The organism is Pantoea sp., assembly GCF_028283705.1.
Taxonomy (GTDB): Bacteria; Pseudomonadota; Gammaproteobacteria; order Enterobacterales; family Enterobacteriaceae; genus Pantoea.
The window spans coordinates 128476-153439 of record NZ_JAPWKD010000005.1; the positions used below are offsets into that span (position 1 = coordinate 128476).

Consider the following 24964-nt stretch of genomic DNA (forward strand, 5'->3'; position numbering starts at 1 on the left):
CCCGACGCTGTCGCGCGTCTTATTTCCCCCGGCGCCCGGCGCTCACTGCCTTCAGTAACCGCTGCACTTCCCCATCCGCAAACATCGTTTCCAGCGTGACGCTGAGTTTACGTCGCCAGTTGGGATATTGTTCAACCGTGCCCGGCACATTCACCGGTGAGTCCATAGCCAACCAGTCTTCCGGTTGCAGGCCCAGCAGCGCGCTCTCGGTCGCGGCAAGAAAACGGTGAATCGCCAGATTGAGCGTGGGTGACATCGCAAGTTTCGTTGCCTGCTTAGCGCTACGCGCCGCTAACGCACCCGCCTGATGCAACGCATCCAGCAGTGCCTGCTTCTGCTTTGCCCGCTGCTGTTGCAGGGATCGCAGCACGCTTTCGCCGGGATACAGCCCGAGTTCATTTCCCAGCAACAAATCACCTGCCTCCCAGAACCCGGTCAGCGTGGGCAGGTCATGGGTGCTGGCGCTGGCGATAGACTGGCGCGGATACTCGGCAGGCAGACGGTAGCTTTCATCGTGGTGTTGCTCAAACCACAGCACCTTCCAGGAAAAAATGCCGCTGTTGCGCAGCAGGCTGACAATTTCTTTGGGCACCGTCCCGAGATCTTCACCGATCACCATGCAGCGATGGCGCTGACTCTCCAGAGCGAGGATCGCCAGCAGATCCTGTACCGGATAGGCGACGTACGCGCCTTTATCCGCCGTCTCCCCATAAGGGATCCACCACAAACGCAGCAGTCCCATCACATGATCGATACGTAACGCGCCACAATCGCGCATATTCGCGCGCAACAGATCAATAAACGGCTGGTAGCCGCGCGCGCGCATCACATGGGGATCGAGCGGCGGCAGCGACCAGTTTTGCCCAAGCGGGCCAAGGCGATCCGGCGGTGCGCCAACCGAGGCACGCAGCTTGTAGAGTTGCGGATCCTGCCAGGTTTCCGCACTCCCCTGCGCCACACCGACTGCCAGATCGCGATACAGTCCCACCGTCATACCCAGCTGCTGGCTCCGTTGCCAGCAGCTGGCAAACTGCTGCTGTGCCAGAAACTGCAACCAGCTCCAGAACTGAATCTCGTCCTCATGCTGTGCGCACCACTGCTGTACTTCCGGCAACTGTGCGTTGCGCCAGCCTTCCGGCCAGCCGGTCCAGCCCCACGTCTGTTGATCCTCTGCACAGCGTTCAGCCTGAATACCGTCAAACGCCGCCTGATAGCGCAGGTGTTCGCCACCTTGCACCATAAACTGCTGAAATTCGTGCCTGTCATGCTGACGGAACGTCTGCCAGGCGAGACGCAGCGCATGGATTTTAAGCTCCGCTACCGCGCGGTAATCCACCCAGTCACTGGCACGGGCTTGCTCCAGTGCCCGGCGGGTTTTGCCACTTTTCCACCAGCGTTGTGCCGCGCTGCTACGCTGGAAATCCTCCAGCTGGCTGACATCGATATACAGCACATTCAGCCAGTAACGCGAGGTAGGACTGTAGGGGCTGGCCATCTCCGGCTGTGCAGGATAAAGCGCATGCAAAGGATTAAGGCCGACGAAATCACCGCCCTGCGCAGCCACTTGTTCCAGCATCCGCTCCAGATCGCCAAAATCGCCGATCCCCCAGTTTTGGTCGGAGCGCAGTGTATACAGCTGCACCAGCGCCCCCCAGCGTTTTTCTCCCTGCTCCAGCGGTGCAGGCAAATAACAACGACGTGGTGCGAGGATGATGCGTGTCAGCCACTGCTGGCGGCCTTTGCGCAGGGTCAGCTGGTGATAGCCTTGCGGCAGACGCGGCGGCAGGCGCAACACCTCACCGCCCTGCACGCTGCCCTGCCACTGTTTTCCCTGTTCGGATATCAGTTGCCAGCTGAATTCACCGTTTCCCTGTGGCACCAACTGGCGTTTGGCCCGACCGGAAAACACCTGCACCGGTGGCAGCGGCGGCGTTTTGCCCGCCGGAGTCGCCATCACCTCAAGCAACGCGCGTTTGGTATCATCACTGATGGTTGCCGGTTCGCCTTTGGCGTTGATAAAACGTAACGCGATACCGGCGTCTTGTGCCGCCTGATCCAGTTTGCTTAGCGTCATGGTTTCTCCGATTTTACCGCTTCGCCTGCCAGATGCGTTTCTGGTAATCACGAATCGAACGGTCAGAACTAAACATTCCGGTGCGCGCCGTATTAAGGATGGCCGCTTTGGTCCAGGCTTCCTGATCTTTCCACAGCGCTTCCACCTGCTGCTGTGCCGCGATATAAGCATCAAAATCAGCCAGCACCAGCCAAGGGTCGCCATTTTTCGTCAGGCTGTCGAGCAGCAGATCAAAGGCATGTTTATCACCATCGCTGAATTTGCCTCTCTCCAGCTCTTTCAGCAGGCCATCGAGATGTTTATTGGCCTTGCGCAGCTTTTTCGGGTGATACCCTTCCGCTTTCAGCGCTTTCACTTCATCCACGGTATGGCCAAAGATAAAGATATTTTCCGCGCCGACTTCCGCCGCAATCTCCACGTTAGCCCCGTCCAGCGTGCCGATGGTGAGCGCCCCATTCAGCGCCAGCTTCATATTGCCGGTGCCGGAGGCTTCATATCCGGCCGTGGAGATTTGCTCGGAGAGATCCGCCGCCGGGATCATTAGCTCAGCGGCGGTAATACGGTAGTCCGGGATAAACACCACCTTCAGCTTATCCCCCACTTTCGGGTCGTTGTTGACCACTTGAGCCACTTTATTGATGGCATAGATGATGTTTTTCGCCAGGTAATACCCCGGTGCCGCTTTGGCCCCAAACAGGAACACCCGCGGCACGAAGTCCGGGTTGTGCGGATCGTCCCGCAGCTGGCGGTAACAATGGAGAATGTGCAGCAGGCTGAGGTGCTGGCGCTTGTATTCATGCAGACGTTTGATCTGCACATCAAACAATGCCTCGGGGTTCACCTGAATGCCGGTCACCTGATGGATATACTCCGTCAGCTGTTGTTTGTTGGCCTGCTTGATTTTGCGGTACTTCTGGCGAAAGGCTTTTTTCGTCGCAAAGGGTTCCAGCGCTTTCAATGCGTCGAGATTGTTGGCCCATTCAACCTGCAAGGTTTCGTCGAGCAGCGCCGACAGACGTGGATTACATTGTTGCAGCCAGCGACGCGGTGTGATGCCGTTGGTGACGTTGTGGAACTTCTTCGGCCACAGCTGGTGATATTCCGGGAACAGATCGTTGACCACCAGCTCAGAATGCAGCGCCGCCACACCGTTGACGGCAAAACCGCTGACCACACACAGGTTCGCCATGCGTACCTGGCCATCCGCCACCACGGCCAGCTTGTGCCACACCGCCTCATCATCCGGCCATTGTCGCTGCACCAGCTTCTTCAGACGGCGATTAATTTCGCGGATAATTAACATATGTCGCGGCAGCAAGCTGCGCACCAGGCGCTCGTCCCAGCGCTCCAGCGCTTCCGGCATCAGCGTATGGTTGGTATAGGCAAAAACACGACTGGTGATGTGCCAGGCATCATCCCAGCTCAGCTGATGCTCATCCAGCAACAGGCGCAGCATCTCAGGAATGGCGATGGTCGGATGGGTGTCATTCAGCTGAATGACTTCATAATCCGGCAGCTCATGCACGGAACGCCCGGCCAGATGGTGACGCCGCAAAATATCCCCCACCGCGCAGGCGCACTGGAAATATTGCTGCATCAGACGCAGGCGCTTCCCTTCCTGATGATTGTCGTTGGGATACAGCACCTTGGTGAGTTTTGCCGCCTCGATACCCGGCTGCTCGGACTGAAGAAATTTACCGTCATTAAACAGGCTGAGATCAAACGGATGGTCGCTGGTGGCTTTCCACAGTCGCAGCGGCAGGGTGACGCCATTACGATAGCCCACCACCGGTAAATCCCAGGCCTCACCTTTCAGCCAGAAATCGGGTTGCCAGTAAAAACCCCCGCCCTCGGTTTTGACGACTTTACCGCCCATCCCCACCTGCACATCGTGCGCCGCGTTATGCCGGAACCATGGGTGACGATCACGTTGCCAGTCATCCGGCGCTTCTTTTTGCTGGCCGTCATCAAACGACTGGCGAAACAAACCATATTGATAATTCAGGCCATGCCCCATCGCCGCCTGGCCGACAGTGGCCATCGAATCCATATAACAGGCGGCTAAGCGCCCCAGCCCGCCATTACCGAGCGCCGGATCGATCTCTTCTTCCAGCAACTCGCTCAGGGAAACCTGATGCGATGCCAGCGCAGCCTGAACATCGTCGTACCAGCCGAGGTTCATCAGGTTGTTGCCCGTCAGACGCCCTATCAAAAACTCCATCGATAAATAATTGACGTGGCGCTGGCCTTTGCGCGGCATCAGCGGGGGCTGCGTTGCCAGCAACTCCGCCAACGCAGCGCTCAGCGCCTGCCACCACTGATGCGGCGTCATTTGTTGTGCTGAAGAAAGACCAAGATATTGCCACTGGCGAGTGAGAGCGGCGTCAAAGCGCGCTTTATTGAATTTTTGTTGCGACATATCAATCCCTTCCGAATCCGGTAACGGTTAAGCGAAATTGGGGAGCGCAGGGCCATGGAAGGCCTGAATGGATAAGTAAAGACGGGGCAGGAGAAAAAAGCGACAGAAAAACAAGGCGGGAGAGAAAAAAAGCCCGCCTGGCTGGAGGATTTAGCAGAGTTCGAGCTGGACTTCGTGCTGCTCAATCACTTTCATCACGCTGGCGGGCGGTACGAGGTCAGTGTACAGATAGTCGATCAGACTCATGCTGCCCAGATTGACCATAGCGTTGCGGCCAAATTTCGAGTGATCCACCACCAGCATCACGCAGCGTGAGTTTTCAATGATGGCGCGTTTGGTACGCACTTCGTGGTAATCGAACTCCAGCAGCGAGCCATCCATATCAATACCGCTGATACCAAGAATGCCGTAATCAAGGCGGAACTGGGAGATAAAGTCGAGAGTGGCTTCCCCCATGATACCGCCATCGCGGGTGCGGACTTCACCACCAGCGATGATGACGCGGAAATCAGGCTTCGCCATTAGCAACATCGCCACGTTGAGGTTATTGGTGACCACACGCAGATTGCTATGGTTCATCAACGCGTGGGCTACCGCTTCCGGCGTGGTCCCGATATCGATAAACAAGGTCGCGCCATCAGGGATCTGGCTGGCGACGCGCGCCGCAATGCGCGCTTTTTCCGCCGACCACATCATTTTGCGGTCCTGCCAGGCGGTGTTTTCTGAACTGGATGGCAGCGCGGCGCCGCCGTGATGACGCTGAATTTTGTTCTGATCGGCCAGATCGTTCAGATCGCGCCGGATGGTTTGCGGGCTGACCTCAAAATGATCCACCAGCTCTTCCGTGCTGACATATCCCTGACGCCGGACCAGATCGATAATGGCGTCATGACGTTGCGTCTGCTTCACATCTCTCTCCTGTTCACGGCTGCATGCCGCGATCTTCTTCTTTTTTGGTGCTAGCGGCGCAGCGCGCTCGAACGCGTATCGACAAACGCCATCGCCAACCCAACCAGAAGGCCAGTGACGTGTGCCGCATTGGCAATCGACAAACCAAATGCGCCGTACCAGCCAATAATCAACCATACAATAGCGAAACCCATCAAACCGCGCTCAAGATAAATCCCACTTTCAGGATCGCGCTCGCCGCGCAGCCAGCAATAACCCATCAGCGCGTACACCACGCCCGACAGACCACCAAACAGTGCGCCACTGAATTTAGCCTGCATCCAGCCGGTGAGAAGTGCGGAAATGAGCATAATCACAAATAACTTACCGCTGCCAAGACGCTTTTCTACCGCTCCGCCGAGGTACCACCACCACATCAGGTTGAACAGAATATGCAGCAGGGAAAAATGCAGCAGCGCATGGCTAAACCAGCGCCATACCTGGAAATATTGCTCCGGGCCATCGGGCCAGCCCAGCCAGCCGAGCACGGTTTCATCACCGACAATCTGCATCAGGATAAACACCGCCACACAGGCAATCATCATGGTCATGGTGAGCGGACCCGCGCGTTCGCGAATGTTCGCCCAGATATTGCTGCGCTCATAGCGCAAGCCGCTCTCAGTACTGCCGGTATGCCAGCTGGCAGCCTGATAACGGGGGTGGTTGGGATCACGAACGAACTGTGCGAGCTCGTTTTCGACCATATCCAGTTTGCTTTCATCTTCCAGCAGAATGACGAAATGGCTTTCACGCTCAATCGTCAGCCTGACGCCGCGCGACGCCATATAATCAACAAACGCCTGAGCCATGCGCGGATTATTGAACTGGGTAATGCGCATCATGCGGTGCTCTCCTTCCTTTTATGTACGCTCACATTGAGCCAGTGGCTACCTGAGCCGGAAACGCCGCGCGCCAGGCGTCAAATCCCCCATCAATACTGTATGCCGCACTAAATCCCTGCCCTAACAGGAACTGCGCGGCACCTTTACTGCTGTTACCGTGGTAGCACATCACCAGAACGGGCTGGTCGAGTTTCGCCTGACTGATAAAGTCGGCAAGGTTGTCATTCGACAGATGCTGCGCACCGGCAGCATGGCCCAGGGAGAAGCTTTGCAGGTCGCGGATGTCCACCAGCTGGGCACCTTGTGCCAGATGCTCCTGAGCTTGCAGAACGTTAATACATTCGAAATTTTCCATGGTGTCTCTCATCACATCGTCACAATTGACGCCTAGTTTACCCTGAGTTGTCAGCGCCATAACCTGATAAAGAGTGTGGCTTTGTGTTTTTTTTCCTGCCGGAATGTTAGCTGTATCACGCAAAGATGTTTTTATTAGGTTAACCGCTGGCATCGATGTTGGTTTCCGATTATCATTATGCTCGAAAACGAACATTTAAGAACTATTCCGAACATCGGAGGAGATGACGTGGAAACCAAAGACCTGATCGTTATCGGCGGCGGCATCAACGGTGCCGGCATTGCAGTGGACGCTGCAGGACGCGGACTGTCGGTGCTGATGCTGGAGGCGCGGGATTTGGCCTGTGCAACCTCCTCTGCCAGTTCCAAACTGATCCACGGTGGCCTGCGCTACCTGGAACACTACGAATTTCGCCTGGTGGGCGAAGCCCTGGCGGAACGTGAAGTGCTACTGAAAATGGCACCGCACATTGCCTTCCCGATGCGCTTCCGTCTGCCGCACCGCCCGCATTTGCGCCCGGCGTGGATGATCCGCATGGGGCTGTTTATGTACGACCATCTCGGCAAACGCACCAGTCTGCCGAGCAGTAAAGGCCTGCGTTTTGGCGCGGATTCGGCACTTAAGTCTGAAATCACGCGCGGATTCGAATATTCAGACTGCTGGGTGGACGATGCGCGCATGGTAGTCCTCAATGCCCAGGAAGTGGTGAAACAGGGTGGCGAAGTCCGCACCCGTACCCGCGTGACCCGCGCCTGGCGTGAAAGTGGCCTGTGGATGGTCGAAGCGGAAGATATTGATACCGGTAAAACCTACACCTGGCGTGCCAAAGGTCTGGTGAATGCGGCCGGTCCATGGGTCAAACAGTTCTTCGACGATGGCCTGAAGCTGAAATCCCCGTATGGCATCCGTCTGATCAAAGGCAGCCATATTGTGGTGCCGCGCGTACATCGTGAAAAGCAGGCCTATATTCTGCAGAACGAAGATCACCGTATCGTATTTGTTATTCCGTGGATGGATGAGTTCTCCATCATCGGCACCACTGACGTCGAATATAAAGGCGATCCGAAAGAGGTGAAAATCGATGATAACGAAATCAGCTATCTGCTGAAGGTGTACAACGCACACTTCAAAAAACAACTGACCAGCGAAGATATCGTCTGGACCTATTCCGGCGTGCGCCCACTGTGTGATGACGAGTCCGACTCACCGCAGGCGATTACCCGTGATTACACGCTGGATGTGCATGACGATAATGGTCAGGCACCGTTGCTGTCAGTATTTGGCGGTAAGCTGACGACTTACCGTAAGCTGGCGGAACACGCGCTGGAGAAACTGGCGAAATATTACCCGAACGCCGGTCCGGCCTGGACCAAAAACACCGTACTGCCGGGTGGCAATATCGCCGGTTCACGCGAGGATTACGCGGCCAATCTGCGTCGCCGTTATCCGTTTATCAGCGAAGGCATGGCACGCCATTTCGCCCGCACTTATGGCAGCAACACTGAAGTGCTGCTGGAAGGCGCACAGAGCCTCGCCGATCTCGGTGAGAACTTCGGCCATGAATTCTATGAAGCCGAACTGCGTTACCTGGTGAAACACGAATGGGTGTATGAACTGGACGATGCTATCTGGCGTCGTACCAAACAGGGCATGTGGCTGAACGATGCCGAACAGGCGCGTATTCGTGAATGGCTGGCGACCCACCGTCAAAAACCGACGTTGTCGCTGGCGTCGTAAGTTAGCTTCCAGCCAGATAAAAGGCTGTTATCCTGCAAAAGGATAACAGCCTTTTTGTATTTAATTTGCCTTGCCCCGGTACGATGTCTTATTGATTATCGCGCTGGCTATCCAATTCATTATGGTCACTACCAGGCTGGAAAGTTGGGATGAACTCAAAGCCATATCGTATGCCGCTGTTGCTGACCTTTGTGTTGATAGGATTTTTTATCTGGCTGGCAGAAAACTTAGGAACTTTTTTCGGCGTCTGGCAATATCCGAATCAAATTGGTACCTGGGCGACGGTGCATGTTGGCAAGTGGGGAGCCTGGTCACTGCTGGTAATAATGACGTTTACTATCACGCTATTTCTTAAAGATATTAAAAAACGCGTACATATTGCTCAGTAGAACTTAAACCCGCGCGATAAATCGCGCCGCTACGGTCTGGTGCGGCCGGTAGCGGCGCGTATTTTCTCTTACAACCCGGTATTTTCGCGAATATATTTCCGCGCTTTCACCGCATATTCAAATGGGTTCGCCAGCGCCGGGTCCTGCTCTGCTTCAACCACCATCCAGCCTTTATAGCCAAAATCATCGAGGATTTTGAACACCGGTTTGAAATCAATCACGCCATCACCCGGAACGGTGAAGGTGCCTTTTTTCACGCCGTCGAGGAAGGACAGTGAATTTTTACGGACTTCCGCCACCACGCTGTCGCGGACATCTTTCAAATGCACGTGGAAAATACGCGGCAGGTACTGGGTCAGCACATCCAGCATCGCCTGCTGCGAACCCTCGGAATAATAAATATGGCCGGTGTCATACAACAGGCCCACGTTCTCATTGGTGTATGCCATAAAACGGTCGATCTCGGCCGGTGTCTGGATCGCGGTGCCCATATGATGATGCAGGCAGACGCGCATCCCTTTCTGCGCGGCGATCTCAGCCAGCTCGTTGTAGCCTTCTGCTGTCAGACGCCACTCTTCATCGCTGAAAATGGGTTTCTGTTCCAGCACCGGCAGGGTGGTGCCCTGAATACTTTTGCTCTGCTCAGAGCAACCAATCACGCGCGCGCCCATGGCATGCAGGAAATTCATGTGGTTGGTAAATTCGTCGATGGTTTTCGCTTTTTCGCCGTTGGCGAAGAAGGTACTAAACCAGGCGTTGCAGATCTGTATGCCACGGATATCCAGCATCGGCTTGAGCACCGCCGGATCGCGCGGATATTTGCTGCCCACTTCGCTGCCGCTAAAGCCTGCCAGCGCCATTTCACTGACAGTCTGCTGGAACGTGTTCTCGCTACCGAGTTCCGGCATGTCATCGTTGGTCCAGCCGATCGGCGCAATCGCCAGTCTTACATTGTCTTTGTTCATGGGAAGCCCTGATTATTTGTTATAGAAAGTCGGGCGCGGCGGCATTTCAACCGGCTCAATGGCACCACTGTTCTGCGCCTTCAGGCAGGCATCCGCCGCCACCGAGGCAGCAAAGCCATCCCATGCGGAAGGTCCGGTCAGCTGTCCGGCTTTGACGTCGTTAATAAATGCCTGCAGTTCCACGTCATACGCATCGATAAAGCGATCTTTCCAGTCAGTCAGAATGGCATTGCCAAGGCGGGCATTTTTGCGCATCTGAATCGCAGAAGGTTCCGGCAGCTTCGCGATGCCCTCTTCTCCCACCACTTCGCATTGAATGTCGTAGCCATAAGCGCAGTTAACGAAGATTTCCACGTCAATGCGGATCCCTTTCTGCGTTTCAAACAGGACGATTTGCGGGTCTTTCAGTTTCGCGTGCGATTTCGACGTCACGCGCGGGAACACCACCTGCACGCTTTTGTAATCGTCTTCGGTCAGCCAGCGCAGCACATCCAGCTCGTGAATCAGGGTATTGGTGATTGCCATGTCGGTGGTGTAGTTCTCGCCCACGCTCTGGTTGCGATGCGCGCAGTGCAGCATCAGCGGTTCACCGATTTCGCCGTCGGTAATCACCTTTTTCAGCGCGCGATAGCCTGAATCGTACGGGCGCATAAAACCAACCTGAACCAGACGCTTACCGTGTTTCACTTCCGCATCAACGATGCGACGACAGCCGTCAGCGGTCAGCGCCAGCGGCTTTTCGCAGAATACCGGCTTACCCGCGGCAATCGCCGCCAGGGTGAACTCTTCATGCGTCGGGTCCCACGAGGTGACGAGCACCGCATCAACATTCGGTGAGTTGATGACCTGATGGCCATCCTGATACACCTCAGCCTCAATATTCAGACGTTGCAGCGCGGCACGCGCACCTTCAACGTTGATATCTGAAACCGCCACCACCTTCGCGCCCTGCAGCACGTTGTTGCAACGACGGATATGTTCCTGACCAATTGCACCGGTACCGATAACACCGAGTTTGAGCGTCATAATTACACCTGTAGAGTCGGATAAGGGTAAAACAAGGCCGGAGAATACCGGCCAGAAGATTAATACTTACGCGCCTGTTCGATATGCGCGTTAAGGTTGTCAGCCACTTTTTGCGTGCGCTCGGAAGTGGAGGCTTGCGCCACACCCACATGCCACCAGCTGAAATATTTGTGCACCATGGTTTTTGGCAGCACTTTAATGTCGATAAGGGTCGAAACCGTCTGCTTCTGCGCGTCAATCAACGCATCCTTGAGTTGCTCCAGCGTGGTGACGCGATAGGTTTTACAGCCGTAGCCACCCGCAATCGCGGCGAAGTCCACCGGTACAAAGCCACCATCCAGCTTGCCACCTTCCGGGTTGCGGAAGCGGAACTCGGTGGTGAAACTGTCCATACCGTGTTCCATTTGCAAGTTGTTGATGCAGCCGTTGGTCATGTTATCCAGCAGGATAACGTTGATTTTCGCCCCTTCCTGAATCGAGGTGACCAGCTCGGAATGCAGCATCATAAAAGAGCCATCCCCCACCATCGCGTAGACTTCGCGCTGCGGCTGTGCCAGCTTCACGCCCAGCGCCGCATTCACCTCGTACCCCATGCAGGAGTAACCGTATTCAACGTGGTACGAGTTGTAATCTTTGGTGCGCCACACGCGTTGCAGGTCGCCCGGCAGACTGCCCGCGGCAGCCACAATCACCGCATCCTTTGGGAGTTGCTCGTTTAAGGTGCCCAGCACGCTGCTCTGCGTCAGTACCGATTGCGTCAGGCGCTGGAATTCAGCAAACAGCGCTTCACGGTCAATATGGTCGGCGATTTCCGGGATGAAATCGTCAGTGTTATAAACCGCGGCAAAAACGCGCTGGGTTTCTTTCAGCAGCTTGCTCTGCGCCTGGTCAATTTGGCCACCCCAGTGGTTTTCAAAGCCCTGCAAGCCATGTTCCAGCGCAGTCAGGCCTTCACGGGCATCGGCCAGCAGCTGCACCGCATCCAGCTTGTAACTGTCGAAATTGCTGACGTTAATATTGAGGTAGCTGACGTCCGGGTTCTGGAAAATCCATTTCGAGGCAGTGGTAAAGTCGGTGTAACGGGTACCGATCCCAATGACCAGATCAGCCTCTTTCGCCAGCAGGTTAGCGGCCAGACAACCGGTTTCCCCCACGCCACCGACGTTCAGCGGATGATCAGAGATGATGGTGCCTTTACCGGCCTGGGTTTCCGCAAACGGAATATTGAAACGCTCAGCAAACTGGCGCAGCGCCTCACCAGCGCCGGAATACTTCACGCCGCCCCCACAGACGATCAGCGGCTTGTGCTTACGCGCAATCAGCGCCAGGGCTTCTTCAAGTTGAGCGGCGGTTGGCAGACGACGATCAAGACGATGCACACGCTTCTGGAAGAAATATTCCGGGAAGTCCCAGGCTTCGCCCTGCACATCCTGCGGCAACGCGATAGTGACGGCACCGGTTTCCGCCGGATCGGTCAGAACGCGCATGGCATTGATACAGGCGGTCATCAGTTGCTCAGGACGGCTGACGCGATCCCAGTATTTGCTGACGGCGCGGAAGGCATCGTTGGTGCTGATGCTGAGATCGTGGCTCTGCTCGATCTGTTGCAGCACCGGGTCCGGCTGGCGCGTCGCGAACACATCGCCTGGCAGCAGCAGTAAAGGGATACGGTTCGCCGTTGCGGTGGCAGCGGCGGTGATCATATTGGCTGCGCCCGGTCCGACCGACGAGGTACAGGCGATGATCTGGCGGCGCAGCGATTGCTTGGCAAAGCCGATGGCTGCATGCGCCATACCCTGCTCATTACGGCCCTGATGTACCACCAGATCGCCGCTGTCCTGCTCCAGTGCCTGTCCCAGTCCCAGCACATTACCGTGACCAAAAATAGCGAAAATGCCTTTCACGAACCTGGTTTCAACGCCATCCACGTTCAGATACTGGTTATTGAGAAATTTCACCAGCGCCTGTGCCGTGGTTAATCTGATTGTGCCCATATGATCTTCCTTTACATGCTGGTACCTGCGGACCAGGTACAACGCGGTTAACGTCAACGCACCGGAAATGGCGACCGCGGATAAGTGAAACGTGAGGCGATTATAAACAAATATTTTTTCCATAAAATATGATTACAGAAGAAACATTTCATTTTGCGATGGAGATCAAATTCAGCGATGAAACGGACACAGAGACAGGCCACAAACCGGGCAAAGTGGAACAGCTTTGAAGCATGCTGGGGGAATAACGAAATTTCATTTCACTTCAGTAGCTTCCTTTATTTCACAGTGATTTCCTGCGAGCTGGCTCACAAGCCAGAGTATCCGTGAAACTCATCGCTCCGCCATCCGCTGTTTAGCACACTGACAAGAGTTTTACCTGGTTCACAAAATCGTGACAGATATTTCATTTCATATTGTATTTGGAATTTTTATTCCCCATACTGCGACCATAGCCAATCAGGCACCTTGAGAACCCGGAAGCACAGTGCCCGATACCGGGCCACGCAGCCCGCAGTGTCTGCTTATCACAGAAGGAAACCATAGGTATGAGTACACAACAGAAGCGGCTTGATGTGATTTGTATCGGACGCATCGCCGTCGACCTCTACGGTCAGCAAATTGGATCACGACTGGAAGATATGAGCACCTTCGCCAAATATCTTGGTGGATCTTCCGGTAACGTGGCGTATGGCACGGCCATCCAGGGCCTGAAATCTGCCATGCTGGCACGCGTTGGGGACGAGCATAATGGCCGCTTTCTGCGTGAGACCTTGCAGCACGTGGGCTGCAACACCGATGGACTGATTACGGACAAAGATCGTCTTACGGCGCTGGTGATCCTCGGCATTAAAGATGAAGAAACCTTCCCGCTGATTTTTTACCGCGACAACTGCGCCGATATGGGCCTGGTGCCGGAAGATATCCATGAAGATTTCATTACTTCCTCGCGCGCCGTGGCGGTAACCGGTACGCATCTGTCACACCCACATACCCGTGCTGCGGTGCTGAAAGCGCTGGATATCGCCAAACGTAACGGCCTGCGCACCGCGCTGGATATCGATTACCGCCCGGTGCTGTGGGGTCTGACCTCACTCGGCGACGGTGAAACGCGTTTCATTGAGTCGAGTCAGGTGACGAAACAATTGCAGGAAGTGGTGCATTATTTCGATCTGATTGTCGGAACAGAAGAAGAGTTTCATATCGCTGGTGGCAGCACCGATACGCTGACCGCGCTGAAAAATGTGCGTCAGGCCAGCCAGGCGACCCTGGTGTGTAAACGTGGCCCGCTGGGTTGTGTGGTGTTTGAAGGGGATATCCCGGATAGCTGGGAGCAAACCAAACTGCATAGCGGCGTGCGCGTTGAAGTGCTTAATGTGCTGGGTGCTGGCGATGCCTTTATGTCAGGCCTGCTGCGTGGCTGGCTGAACGATGAAAGCTGGGAGCAGGCCTGTCGCTACGCCAACGCCTGTGGTGCGCTGGTGGTGTCACGTCACGGCTGTGCCCCGGCGATGCCGACCAAAGAGGAGCTGGATGACTTCCTCAGCCGTGATAACGCGGTGAAGCGCCCCGACCTGGATTCCCGTCTCAACCATCTGCATCGCGTTACCACGCGTACCCAACAGTGGCCGGAGCTGAACGTGTTCGCTTTCGACCATCGCAAACAACTTGCCGATATGGCCCGCGAAGCAGGTGTCGATGAAAGCCGCATCCCACAACTGAAATTACTGTTGTTGCAGGCAGCTGAAGAAGCGGCACAACAGGCGGGTCTGGATAGCAAAAGCGGCATCCTGGCAGACACCACTTACGGCCAGAAAGCGCTGAACGCCATCACCGGCAAAGGCTGGTGGATTGGTCGTCCGATTGAGTTGCCCAGCTCACGCCCGTTACGCCTCGAACACGGCAATATCGGCTCCCAGCTGGTTAGCTGGCCGCAGGAACACGTGGTGAAATGCCTGGTGTTCTATCATCCGCACGACAGCGCCGAAATGCGTAAAGAACAGGATGACCTGATTCTGGATGTATGGAATGGCTGTAATAAGAGCGGGCATGAACTGCTGCTGGAAGTGATTCTGCCGGAGAGCAATCCGGATAAGAAAGAATCTTACTACGTCGATATGCTGAGCCATTTCTACAGTCTCGGCATCCAGCCGGACTGGTGGAAACTGCCGCCATTATCCGCCGAGACCTGGCAGGCAGTAAGCCGCCTGATCGAACAACAGGATCCCCACTGTCGCGGCATTCTGTTGCTCGGCCTCGACGCACCGGAAGAGAAACTGAAAGCCGGTTTCGCCGCCGCCGCCCAGGCTCCGTGGGTCAAAGGGTTTGCGGTGGGTCGCACCATTTTCGGCCAGCCATCACGCCTATGGTTACAGGGCGAGCTGGATGATCAGGCGCTGATCGAGACGGTGAAAGGCAATTACCTGCGGCTGATTGAGTACTGGCGCGCAGCGCGCAGCTAAAGCAGTCCCCACATAATGCACGAACGTAGCGGCGCGATTTATCGCGCGAGGTTTTCGCGATTTATCGCGCGGGGTTTTCCAACCGCGTGCACAGAATTGCGCAATAAATTGCGCCGCTACAAATTATGTCGTTAACCACCCTGCATTTTGTGAGGCGTTTCATAAACCGATGAAATAACCTTCACGATGCTGTCAAACAAATGAAATTTTCCATCCATCTGGTACTATAGCGCTCATTATCCAGCCATAATTCTTATTAGCGGGCCGAAGTAATGACCAATAACCCCACCCAATTGACCTTGTTACAGGACGACATCCGTCGTCGTTATGAAACACTGAGCAAACGCCTGAAACAGGTAGCGCGCTATATTCTTGATAACAGCAACAGCATTGCCTTTGATACGGTCGCTTCGATCGCCCAGCAGGCCGACGTCCCCCCTTCCACGCTGATCCGTTTTGCCAACGCCTTTGGATTTAGTGGCTTCAACGAAATGAAACAGGTTTTCCGTCAGCACCTGATGGAAGAAACGGTGAACTACACCGAACGCGCGCGTCTGTTCCGTCAGACCGCGACCGACGACAGCGCCAGCTCACCGGAAAGCCCGGTCGAAATTCTGAATGTCTTCACCATGGTCAACAGCCAGGCGCTGCAGCAGCTGGCAATGCAGGTTAATCCCGAGCAGCTCAACAAAGCTGTGAAGCTGCTAAATGAAGCAGAAAATATCTACATTATCGGCCTGCGTCGATCCTTCAGCGTGGCGTCATATCTGGTGTACGCACTGCGCCATCTGGAACGTCGCGCCTTCCTGATTGACGGCCTCGGCGGAATGTTCACCGAGCAGCTGAGCATGGTAAATCCCAAAGATGTGGTGATTGCCATCAGCTACTCACCTTATGCACGTGAAGCGGTAGAACTGGTGGAACTCGGTGCCAAACGGGGTGCGCATCAGATCGCCATCACCGACAGCCAGGTCAGCCCGCTGGCCGCCTTCAGCGATGTCTGCTTTGTGGTACGTGAAGCGCAGGTGGATGGCTTCCGCTCGCAGGTGGCGTCTCTGTGCCTGGCGCAAACCCTGGCGGTTTCACTGGCGCTGAATAACGTCGAGAAAGCCTGACCCTCAAGCACCGAGGCTTGATTGATGCAGATCGAACCTTTACCGCCGCTCAACACGCTGATCGCCTTCGAGTGTGTCGCGCGTTATGGCAACATTTCGCGCGCGGCGGAAGAACTCAACCTGACGCAAAGCGCCACCAGCCGCCAGATTTTGCAGCTGGAGGAGATGCTGGGCTGCAAGCTTTTTACCCGCACCCAGCGCCGGGTATTGCTCACCCCACGTGGTGAGGCTTACGCAGTGCAGGTACGCCAGCAGCTCTCCGCGTTATCACACGCCACAGCGGAAGTGATGGGCTGGAATGGTTTGCCTCAGGTGACTATCGCCTGCACCAGCGCCATGGGGTCATTGTGGCTGGCACCACGCCTCTCGGAGCTGCACCGCGAACTGCCCAATCTGCAAATTCGGATGAAAATCTCCGACAGCTTCGCGGATATGCGCTCGTCGGAGTTCGATCTGGCGATTTTCTATCTGCGCGAACCGCCACCGGGCTTTCACGCCAGCCCGCTGTTTGACGAAATCTGTTATCCGATGTGCTCCCCGGCGTTTCTGACACGCCTTGACCCGGACGCCTCCGCCGAATCGTTGCTGCACCAGATGCTGCTGATTCAGGATGACCCGCAACGTGAATGGACCGGCTGGAGCGACTGGTTTGCCTCGCAGAACGTACTGAGTTTTGTGCCGCGCCAGACCTGGCGAGCGAATAACTACCCGTTTCTGGTGCAGTCCGCATTACGTGGTGACGGGATACTGCTCGGCTGGGAAGGTCTGGTGCAGGATCACCTCAATCGCGGCGAGCTGGTGGCCGCTCACGGCGGAAAACTGGCCGCCAACGGCAAATGTTTTCTGCTCACCCCGCAGGATCGCTATATCAAGCCGATTGTGCGCCATGTAATCAGCTGGCTACAGCACCAACATCAGACAGAAATCTCATCACGATAAAAAAGCGCCACAGAATATTATTTCTGTGACGCCCTTCGCACGGCAAATTATCTTTTCAACTCTTCACCATAACTTTTTCTTATATTTAAAGGTACAACTAAAAACGCAAAGCCGCGATATTAATTCCCTTGTTTATTGTTGGGGATCTAAAGGCGGAAGTTTATTTTTAATTGCACCGCGTCGGCGATGTGAAGAATGCATACCAACCAGCGTAAAAATTAACCACATCGATTGGGAAATCACCATTGCCAAATTAAAATCATGGCTCAATGAATAGAGTCCGCAAACGCCTCCCGCGATGTTAAGACAGGCATAAATGTCTGAATCAATGACCAATTTACGCAACTGAACCAGTGCGTATGCCAGTAAATAACAAAAAACGCCAATTAGCCCAACTATCGTATGCAGTTCCACATGCATTTTCCCTGGTGTTGCTCAGTGATCGGGAAATTATCTTTTTTGTGGGTGTTCTGCTGCGCGTTTTTCGCATAGTCTGATACGAAAATCTCATACATCAGGTTTTATTGGTTTTGATATAAATCAGAAATAACTGCGCTAAGGCCCAGGATGAGATAAGTAAAACAGGGTGAATAACAACGGAGAAAAATAAATGAAAGACGAGCAGGAAAACTTTAACAAATATCTTCAGGGCGCAAATTTGAGCCGCCGTTCATTTATCAATACTGCCGCGCTGATTGGTGCAGGCACGGCATTATCGCTCTCCCCGTTCTCCGGTTTCGCCGCCGAAGCAACGCCCAAAAAAGGCGGCGTGCTGAAGCTTGGCATGTCCGGTGGTAACACCAGTGATTCGCTCGACCCGACGCTGTATAGCGACTGGGTGCCGCTCAACCAGGCTTACATGCTGATGAACGGCCTGATTGAAATCGATGAGAACAACAAAGCCACCCCGGAACTGCTGGAAAGCTGGAGCGCACTGCCGGGCGCACAGGAGTGGACCTTCAAAGTACGTCAGGGCGTCACCTTCCATAACGGTAAGGCCATGACGGTGGAAGATATTCTCTACTCCATCAACCTGCACCGTGGCGACCAGTCACGCAGCGCCATCAAAACTCAGCTGGCAAGCATCACCGAGCTGAAGAAAAGCGGCGATAACGAAATCACGCTAAAACTCGACAGCGGCAACGCTGACCTGCCTTACCTGCTGGCGGATTATCATCTGGTGGTAGTGCCGGACGGCTTTACCGACTGGAAACACCCGATTGGCACCGGCGGCTTTGTATTCGACCAGTATCAGCCTGGCGTGCGTTCCTACTTCAAACGCAACCCGAACTACTGGAAACCGGATCGCGCCTTCGTTGACGCCGTCGAAGTGCTGGTGATTAACGACGCCACCGCACGTACCAACGCGCTGATTTCCGGCCAGGTGCATGCCATCAACCGCGTGGACTTCAAAACCGTTGATTTCCTGAAACGCAGCCCGGCACTGAACATCGTGCGTTCGTCTGGCGGCCAGCACTTCACCTTCCTGATGGATTGTCGTGTTGCCCCGTTCAATAACAACGATGTGCGCATGGCGATCAAATACGGTATCGATCGTGAAAAACTGCTGGCAACGGTGCTGCGTGGTTACGGCACCCTCGGCAATGACCATCCGATCCCGAAAACCGATCGCTTCTTCAACAAAGCGCTGCCGCAGCGTGCTTACGATGCTGATAAAGCCAAATTTTATCTGAAGAAGGCCGGACTCAGCAGCCTGCCGGTGGAACTCTCCTCCTCCGATGCGGCCTTTGCCGGTGCGCTCGATGCCGCAGCGCTATTCCAGGGCCAGGCCGCTCAGGCCGGGATTCAGGTCAGCATCAAACGTCAGCCTTCCGACAGCTACTGGGACGACGTGTGGATGAAAGCGCCATTCAGCATGGGCTACTGGGGTGGACGCCCGACCGCAGACCAGATGTTCTCCACCGCGTGGCAATCCACCGCCAAATGGAACGATACCCACTGGAAGAACGAGAAATTCGACAGCCTGCTGATTCAGGCCCGTTCGCTGCTGGATGAGCAAAAACGCGCCGAAATCTATGGCGAATTGCAGCAAATCGCCAGCGATGACGGTGGTGCGATGATCCCGCTGTTTGGTGACTACCTCGATGCGGCTAGCAAAAAAGTGGGCGGCGTGAAACCGCATCCGATGTTCAACTTTATGGGTGGTCGCCTGGCAGAACGCGTTTGGCTGGAGTCGTAATGAAAAAGCAGATTTTACATCGCCTGCTGCTGGGCCTGCTCACGCTATGGCTGGTTTCGCTGCTGATATTTGTCGGCACCGAACTGCTGCCCGGTGATGTCGCCAGCGCGATTCTCGGGCAGAACGGTACGCCGGAAACCATCGCCGCGCTGCGCACGCAGCTCGGCCTGGACCAACCGGCCATCTGGCGCTACCTGCACTGGCTGGGTGGCGTGCTGCACGGCGATCTCGGTAACTCGCTGGCTAACAACCAGCCGATCAGCGCGGAGCTGCTGCCGCGCCTGGCGAATACGCTGTTCCTCGCCGGTTATGCCGCCATCATTGCTATCCCGCTGGCGGTGCTGCTCGGCATCGCCTCGGCGGTATGGCGTGGTTCGTGGTTCGATCGCTTAGCCAACTCGCTGACGCTGCTGAGTATTTCGGTGCCGGAATTCTTCGTGGGTTACGTGCTGGTGATTTTCTTCGCCATTCGTCTGGCGTGGTTCCCCAGCCTGGCGCTGGTCGATCCTGATGCCGGTGTGCTCTCGCGACTGTATGCCTGCACCCTGCCGATGCTGACGCTGGTGCTGGTGGTGCTGGCGCATATGCTGCGTATGACGCGCGCCTCCGTCGGCGCGGTAATGTCGAGCAGCTATATCGAAACCGCCCTGCTAAAAGGCATGTCACGCTGGCGCATCGTGCTCGGCCACGCGCTGCCTAACGCACTGGCACCGATCATCAACGTTATCGCCTTTAACCTGGCCTATCTGGTGGTCGGGGTGATTCTGGTGGAAGTGGTGTTTGTCTATCCTGGCATTGGGCAATTGATGGTGGACGCCGTGACCAAGCGCGATCTGCCGGTGGTGCAGGCCTGCGGGTTGTTGTTTGGCGGCACCTACATCCTGCTCAACACCGCCGCCGATTTGCTGGCGATCTGGTGTAACCCACGTCTGCGCCATGCGAGGTAAGTGATGAAAAAACTGAAAATCCGCACGGTGCCGATTTCCGCCATGCTTGGCCTGGCGATCATCGCCGTGAACCTGATTGCCGCGCTGTTCGCGCCCTGGCTGGCACCGCACAGCGAAACCGCGCAGGTGGGCGATATCTGGATGCTGCCCTCCAGCGCCATGCCGCTTGGCACTGACAGCCTGGGCCGCGACATGTTGTCGCGCATTCTGTTTGGCGCGCGTACCACCATCGCCATCGCACTGGCAATCACCGCCATTTCGTTTGTCATCGGCATTCTCACCGGCTTCACCGCCGCCATTTATGGCCGCTGGGTGGATGTGGTGCTGACGCGCATCGTCGATACGCTGATGTCGATTCCGGTTCTGATTCTGGCGCTGATCGTGTTGTCGGTGCTCGGCACCTCAATTCCGGTACTGGTTGGCACCATTGCTTTGCTCGATGCCACCCGCGTCTATCGTCTGGCACGTCTGGTGGCGCAGGGGATTGTCTGCCAGGAGTATGTCGAAGCGGCGCGTCTACGCGGCGAAGGGCTGGGCTGGATCGTGCGTAAAGAGATTCTGCCCAACGCCATCCCACCGCTGCTGGCGGAGTTTGGCATGCGCTTCTGCTTCACGTTCCTGTTTATCGCCGGTTTGAGCTTCCTCGGGCTGGGCATTCAGCCACCGTGGGCCGACTGGGGCAGCATGGTGCGCGACAACGCCCAGGCGATCAACTTCGGCCAGCTGGCACCACTCTACCCGGCTGCCGCTATCGCCCTGCTGACCATCGGCGTCAATCTGGTGGTTGACTGGCTGCTGATACGCAACAACCTTTCGCTGGGGGAAGAGGGATGACACAACCCATTCTGGAAATGCGCGATCTGCGCATTGAAACCGACCAGGGCATTCCGCTGGTCCAGAACATTTCACTCAGCCTGAAACCCGGTGAAGTGCTGGGGCTGATTGGCGAATCTGGTGCCGGTAAATCCACCATCGGCCTTGCCGCACTGGGCTATGCCCGTGCGGGCTGCCGCATTGCCGGTGGCGAAGTGCGTATCGCCGGGCGCGATATTGTGCCGCTCTCCAGCAAAGAGAAACGCGAAATTCGTGGTCGCCGCGTGGCCTATGTGGCGCAAAGCGCCGCCGCCGCGTTTAACCCGGCACTGACCATTGGCAAGCAGGTATGTGAAGGGCCGATTCGTCATGGCCTGATGAACGCTACTGAAGCGCAGGCGTGGGCAGTCACCCTGTTCCGCGCGCTGGATCTGCCGGAGCCAGACACCATCGGCCAGCGCTATCCGCATCAGCTGTCCGGCGGCCAGTTGCAACGCGCAATGGCAGCGATGGCGATGTCCTGCAAACCCGATTTGCTGGTGATGGACGAACCGACCACGGCACTGGATGTCACCACCCAGATTGAGGTGCTGGTGATGCTGCGCAAGCTGGTACGCGAATTCAATACCGCCGCGTTGTACATCACCCACGATTTGGCCGTGGTGGCGCAGATTGCTGACCGCATCATGGTGCTGCGCCAGGGCTGTGAAGTGGAAAGCGGCAGCACCGCCGACATTCTGCAAAATCCGCTGGAAAGCTATACCCAGCGGCTGGTATCAGAACGCGCCCATGCGCTGACGCCGGTCCACGCGGAAAACGTGGCGCAGGGCCAGTTGCTGACGCTGCAAAACCTCTCCACCGGCTACAACGGTAAAACCGTGGTGCATGGCGTCTCGATGAGCCTCGCCAAAGGCGAAACGCTGGCGATTATTGGCGAGTCGGGCAGTGGCAAAAGCACCCTCGCGCGTGCGTTGTGTGGATTGCTGGGCGATACCGCCGGGAACGTCAGCTTTGCCGGCAAGGTACTGGCGAACCGCTATCAGCAACGCGACAAAGAAACGCTGCGTCGTATCCAGATGATCTACCAACTGCCGGATGTGGCCCTCAATCCGCGCCAGACCATTCTGGAAGCGATTGGGCGTCCGATCGCCTTCTACTTTGGGCTGGATAAACGCCAGGTCCGTGCGCGGGTGGAAGAACTGCTGCGGCTGACCGAGCTGCCGCTCACCCTGATTGATCGTTATCCCGCTGCGCTCTCCGGCGGGCAGAAGCAGCGCGTCTGCATTGCGCGGGCGCTGGCGGCGCAGCCTGAGTTGATTATTTGCGATGAAGCCACCTCGGCTCTCGATCCGCTGGTCGCGGAAGAGGTGCTGAATCTGCTGCGTCGTTTGCAGGAGCAACTGGGCCTGTCGTATCTGTTTATCACTCACGATCTCAGCACCGTGAAGCGCATCGCGCAGCAGGTGGCGGTGATGTATCAGGGCAATGTGGTGGCACAGGGGCCGACCGAGCAGGTATTCAGCGCCCCGATGCACAGCTACACCGAAAAACTACTGACCTCAGTGCCGGAAATGCGCACCTCATGGCTGGATGAAGTGCTGGGTCAGCGTCAGAACAACGCAATGGCAGGAGCCTCATGAAAACCTTCGTAACGCAATTTCCCCACAGCGTCAGCGTGACGGAACATCTGTGGATTACCCTGAAAGACGGTACCCGCCTCGCCGCACGCATGTGGCTGCCGCTCTCCGCCAGCCAGCAGCCGGTGCCCGCCATTCTCGAATACATTCCCTATCGCAAGCGCGATGGGACGCGTACCCGCGATGAGCCGATGCACGGCTACTTTGCCGGACAGGGCTACGCCGTGCTGCGCGTGGATATGCGCGGCAGCGGTGAATCGGATGGCCTGCTGGCCGACGAATATCTGTTGCAGGAGCAGGAAGATGCGCTGGAAGTGATCGACTGGATCAGCCAGCAGGTCTGGTGCAGCGGCGCAGTCGGCATGATGGGTAAATCCTGGGGTGGGTTTAACTGCCTGCAACTGGCTGCCCGCCGCCCATCAGCATTGAAAGCGATCATCACCGTATGCTCCACCGACGATCGTTATAACGACGATATCCACTACAAAGGCGGCTGCCTGCTGAATGACAACCTGTGGTGGGGCGGCATTATGCTGGCCTATCAAAGCCGCCCGCAGGACCCGCAGCTGGTGGGCGATAGCTGGTATCAGGACTGGCTCAATCGTCTGGAAAACATGCCGTTTTTCCCGGCGCTGTGGATGGATCATCCGCTGAAAGATGCCTACTGGCAGCACGGTTCGGTCGGGGAAGACTGGTCGGCGATTCAGTGCCCGGTGATGGCGGTCGGCGGCTGGGCCGACTCCTACAGCAACGCGGTGTTCCGTTTGATGGACAACCTTGAAGTGCCGCGTAAAGCAATCATCGGCCCGTGGGCGCATATCTACCCGCAGGATGGCACACCGGAACCGGCGATTGGTTTTCTCCAGGAAGCTGTCACCTGGTGGGATCGCTGGCTGAAGCAGGTGGACAACGACGCGCTGGCCGGTCCACGCGTGCAGGCATGGCTGAACGACAGCCAGCGCCCGGGTTCGCAACGTCCGCAGGCGTTTGGTGAGTGGATCGCCATCAACGGTGATACCGACGAAGTGACCAAAGCGCAACGCTGGCATTTACAGCCCAGCACCCTTGCCTCGACTCCGCTGGAGCAGGATAACTGGCAGGCCATCTGTACCCAGCAAAACCACGGGCTATTTGCCGGGGAGTGGATGGGCGCGGGCGTGCTGGGTGAAAGCCCGAGCGACCAGCGGATGGACGATGGCCTGGCGGAGAGCTTCGACAGCGCGCCGCTCAATGAAAGCCTGAGCATCTACGGCTTCCCGCAGTTCAGCGTCAAACTCAGCAGCGATAAACCGGCGGCGATGCTGTACGTGCGTTTATCTGATGTCGCTCCCGACGGTGCATCAACCCGCGTGACCCACGGCTGGGTCAACCTCAGCCATTTGCAGGGGCAGGATAAAAACGTGCCGCTTCTGCCGGGTGAAACGGTGGATGTACAGGTGCAGCTGGACGGTATCGCCTGGCGTTTTGCCGCCGGGCATCGTCTGCGCATTTCGCTGGCCACCACCTTCTGGCCGATGATTTGGCCGATGGCGGAAGTCGCCACCCTGAAGGTGAATCTGGCGAGTGCCACGCTCGATCTGCCGGTATGCCGCCAGGTGTCACCGATTACCGGGCCGAATCCGCAACCAGCAACCGCCGCCAATACGCCGCTGACGCTGCTGTCACCGGGTCGTGTCGAGCGCGAGCTGCGTTATGACGTGGTGAATGACAGCTGGGAAAGTGTGACCCACGGCATCGGCGGCGTGTTTGGCGAGGGGGTCTATCGTTTCGACGATATCGATACCACCGTCGATCACAGCCTGCGTCGTCAGCTGACCGTGCATAACCAGGACCCGCTATCCGCTCATTATCTGCTGACACAAAGCATGAAGATTGGGCGTGAAGGATGGTGGACGGAAACCGATATCGTACTGGAAATGCGCAGCGATCTGACGCATTTCATCATCAGCGGTGAGATGAAGGTGCAGCACAACGGCGAAGCGGTATGTACGAAGCAGTGGGATCGACGCATTAAACGTTAAATCCGCACATCCAAAAACACGCGCTAAATCGCGCCGCTACGACCCTGTGCTGGTATGGTAGCGGCGTGATTCATCGCACAA

18 protein-coding genes and 2 pseudogenes are annotated in these 24964 nt (G+C 56.3%); 11 read left to right on the forward strand and 9 right to left on the reverse strand.

Annotated elements, in window-relative coordinates; translation table 11 throughout:
• Positions 1-19 precede the first annotated feature (19 nt).
• The 5 genes from malQ to glpE form a co-directional block, all read right to left on the reverse strand.
• Positions 20-2074: a 4-alpha-glucanotransferase gene (malQ, locus tag PW844_RS04060; protein WP_299448209.1), complete on the reverse strand. Its 2055-nt coding sequence runs from the start codon at positions 2072-2074 to the stop codon at positions 20-22.
• Between the two features lie 13 nt (positions 2075-2087).
• On the reverse strand, positions 2088-4493 hold the full coding sequence (gene malP, locus PW844_RS04065; protein WP_299448210.1) for a maltodextrin phosphorylase: 2406 nt from the start codon (positions 4491-4493) through the stop codon (positions 2088-2090).
• A gap of 150 nt (positions 4494-4643) precedes the next feature.
• A complete protein-coding gene (locus PW844_RS04070; protein ID WP_299448211.1) occupies positions 4644-5402 on the reverse strand; it encodes a DeoR/GlpR family transcriptional regulator in 759 nt (252 codons plus the stop codon).
• A 50-nt stretch (positions 5403-5452) separates the two neighbouring features.
• Positions 5453-6280 carry a rhomboid family intramembrane serine protease GlpG gene (glpG, locus tag PW844_RS04075; protein WP_084878615.1) on the reverse strand — a complete coding sequence of 276 codons (828 nt, stop codon included), beginning with the start codon at positions 6278-6280 and terminating at the stop codon, positions 5453-5455.
• Between the two features lie 31 nt (positions 6281-6311).
• Positions 6312-6638 carry a thiosulfate sulfurtransferase GlpE gene (gene glpE, locus PW844_RS04080; protein ID WP_084878617.1) on the reverse strand — a complete coding sequence of 109 codons (327 nt, stop codon included), beginning with the start codon at positions 6636-6638 and terminating at the stop codon, positions 6312-6314.
• Positions 6639-6866: 228 nt separating this feature from the next.
• Here glpE and glpD point away from each other — a divergent pair, with 228 nt between their 5' ends.
• The 3 genes and pseudogenes from glpD to PW844_RS04090 form a co-directional block, all read left to right on the forward strand.
• On the forward strand, positions 6867-8375 hold the full coding sequence (gene glpD / locus PW844_RS04085) for a glycerol-3-phosphate dehydrogenase (RefSeq protein ID WP_299448212.1): 1509 nt from the start codon (positions 6867-6869) through the stop codon (positions 8373-8375).
• Between the two features lie 70 nt (positions 8376-8445).
• Positions 8446-8512 (forward strand): annotated as a pseudogene (locus PW844_RS29385) (hypothetical protein); the annotation flags it as partial.
• Between the two features lie 21 nt (positions 8513-8533).
• Positions 8534-8764 (forward strand): annotated as a pseudogene (locus PW844_RS04090) (DUF817 family protein); the annotation flags it as partial.
• A 68-nt stretch (positions 8765-8832) separates the two neighbouring features.
• Here the strand turns inward: PW844_RS04090 and iolE are convergent.
• From iolE to iolD, 3 genes are read right to left on the reverse strand one after another with little or no spacing between them, the layout of a single operon-like run.
• On the reverse strand, positions 8833-9729 hold the full coding sequence (iolE, locus tag PW844_RS04095; protein ID WP_299448213.1) for a myo-inosose-2 dehydratase: 897 nt from the start codon (positions 9727-9729) through the stop codon (positions 8833-8835).
• Between the two features lie 12 nt (positions 9730-9741).
• Positions 9742-10755, reverse strand: coding sequence for a Gfo/Idh/MocA family oxidoreductase (locus tag PW844_RS04100; protein ID WP_299448214.1), 1014 nt, complete (start codon positions 10753-10755; stop codon positions 9742-9744).
• A 59-nt stretch (positions 10756-10814) separates the two neighbouring features.
• Complete coding sequence (iolD, locus tag PW844_RS04105) at positions 10815-12749, reverse strand: 3D-(3,5/4)-trihydroxycyclohexane-1,2-dione acylhydrolase (decyclizing) (RefSeq protein ID WP_299448215.1); 1935 nt, start codon at positions 12747-12749, stop codon at positions 10815-10817.
• Positions 12750-13297: 548 nt separating this feature from the next.
• On the opposite strand from iolD, the gene iolC reads away from it, so the two are divergent.
• The 3 genes from iolC (at position 13298) to PW844_RS04120 (ending at position 17265) form a co-directional block, all read left to right on the forward strand.
• A complete protein-coding gene (iolC, locus tag PW844_RS04110) occupies positions 13298-15211 on the forward strand; it encodes a 5-dehydro-2-deoxygluconokinase (RefSeq protein WP_299448216.1) in 1914 nt (637 codons plus the stop codon).
• 272 nt (positions 15212-15483) lie between these two features.
• A complete protein-coding gene (locus tag PW844_RS04115) occupies positions 15484-16326 on the forward strand; it encodes a MurR/RpiR family transcriptional regulator (RefSeq protein ID WP_084877544.1) in 843 nt (280 codons plus the stop codon).
• A gap of 24 nt (positions 16327-16350) precedes the next feature.
• Positions 16351-17265 (forward strand): LysR substrate-binding domain-containing protein, encoded by a 915-nt coding sequence (locus PW844_RS04120; protein ID WP_299448217.1) that lies wholly within the window; start codon positions 16351-16353, stop codon positions 17263-17265.
• Positions 17266-17397: 132 nt separating this feature from the next.
• Here the strand turns inward: PW844_RS04120 and PW844_RS04125 are convergent, their stop codons facing one another.
• Positions 17398-17679, reverse strand: coding sequence for a cyclic nucleotide-binding protein (locus PW844_RS04125; RefSeq protein ID WP_084877550.1), 282 nt, complete (start codon positions 17677-17679; stop codon positions 17398-17400).
• 196 nt (positions 17680-17875) lie between these two features.
• Between PW844_RS04125 and PW844_RS04130 the strand changes: the two genes are divergently transcribed.
• The 5 genes from PW844_RS04130 to PW844_RS04150 are packed head-to-tail and all read left to right on the forward strand — an operon-like array spanning position 17876 to position 24883.
• On the forward strand, positions 17876-19465 hold the full coding sequence (locus tag PW844_RS04130) for an ABC transporter substrate-binding protein (RefSeq protein ID WP_299448218.1): 1590 nt from the start codon (positions 17876-17878) through the stop codon (positions 19463-19465).
• Positions 19465-20412: an ABC transporter permease gene (locus PW844_RS04135; RefSeq protein ID WP_299448219.1), complete on the forward strand. Its 948-nt coding sequence runs from the start codon at positions 19465-19467 to the stop codon at positions 20410-20412. Before PW844_RS04130 ends, PW844_RS04135 begins: the two co-directional genes overlap by 1 nt.
• A 3-nt stretch (positions 20413-20415) precedes the next feature.
• A complete protein-coding gene (locus tag PW844_RS04140) occupies positions 20416-21246 on the forward strand; it encodes an ABC transporter permease (protein WP_299448221.1) in 831 nt (276 codons plus the stop codon).
• Positions 21243-22865 (forward strand): ABC transporter ATP-binding protein, encoded by a 1623-nt coding sequence (locus tag PW844_RS04145; protein WP_299448223.1) that lies wholly within the window; start codon positions 21243-21245, stop codon positions 22863-22865. Before PW844_RS04140 ends, PW844_RS04145 begins: the two co-directional genes overlap by 4 nt.
• Complete coding sequence (locus PW844_RS04150; protein ID WP_299448225.1) at positions 22862-24883, forward strand: CocE/NonD family hydrolase; 2022 nt, start codon at positions 22862-22864, stop codon at positions 24881-24883. Before PW844_RS04145 ends, PW844_RS04150 begins: the two co-directional genes overlap by 4 nt.
• Positions 24884-24964: the final 81 nt, after the last annotated feature.

Excerpts from the sequence above, each read along its gene's own strand:
- malQ (WP_299448209.1), bottom strand. The coding sequence starts at position 2,074 with ATGACGCTAAGCAAACTGGATCAGGCGGCACAAGACGCCGGTATCGCG.
- malP (WP_299448210.1), bottom strand. The coding sequence starts at position 4,493 with ATGTCGCAACAAAAATTCAATAAAGCGCGCTTTGACGCCGCTCTCACT.
- glpG (WP_084878615.1), bottom strand. The coding sequence starts at position 6,280 with ATGCGCATTACCCAGTTCAATAATCCGCGCATGGCTCAGGCGTTTGTT.
- glpE (WP_084878617.1), bottom strand. The coding sequence starts at position 6,638 with ATGGAAAATTTCGAATGTATTAACGTTCTGCAAGCTCAGGAGCATCTG.
- iolE (WP_299448213.1), bottom strand. The coding sequence starts at position 9,729 with ATGAACAAAGACAATGTAAGACTGGCGATTGCGCCGATCGGCTGGACC.
- PW844_RS04100 (WP_299448214.1), bottom strand. The coding sequence starts at position 10,755 with ATGACGCTCAAACTCGGTGTTATCGGTACCGGTGCAATTGGTCAGGAA.
- iolD (WP_299448215.1), bottom strand. The coding sequence starts at position 12,749 with ATGGGCACAATCAGATTAACCACGGCACAGGCGCTGGTGAAATTTCTC.
- iolC (WP_299448216.1), top strand. The coding sequence starts at position 13,298 with ATGAGTACACAACAGAAGCGGCTTGATGTGATTTGTATCGGACGCATC.
- PW844_RS04115 (WP_084877544.1), top strand. The coding sequence starts at position 15,484 with ATGACCAATAACCCCACCCAATTGACCTTGTTACAGGACGACATCCGT.
- PW844_RS04120 (WP_299448217.1), top strand. The coding sequence starts at position 16,351 with ATGCAGATCGAACCTTTACCGCCGCTCAACACGCTGATCGCCTTCGAG.
- PW844_RS04130 (WP_299448218.1), top strand. The coding sequence starts at position 17,876 with ATGAAAGACGAGCAGGAAAACTTTAACAAATATCTTCAGGGCGCAAAT.
- PW844_RS04135 (WP_299448219.1), top strand. The coding sequence starts at position 19,465 with ATGAAAAAGCAGATTTTACATCGCCTGCTGCTGGGCCTGCTCACGCTA.
- PW844_RS04140 (WP_299448221.1), top strand. The coding sequence starts at position 20,416 with ATGAAAAAACTGAAAATCCGCACGGTGCCGATTTCCGCCATGCTTGGC.
- PW844_RS04145 (WP_299448223.1), top strand. The coding sequence starts at position 21,243 with ATGACACAACCCATTCTGGAAATGCGCGATCTGCGCATTGAAACCGAC.
- PW844_RS04150 (WP_299448225.1), top strand. The coding sequence starts at position 22,862 with ATGAAAACCTTCGTAACGCAATTTCCCCACAGCGTCAGCGTGACGGAA.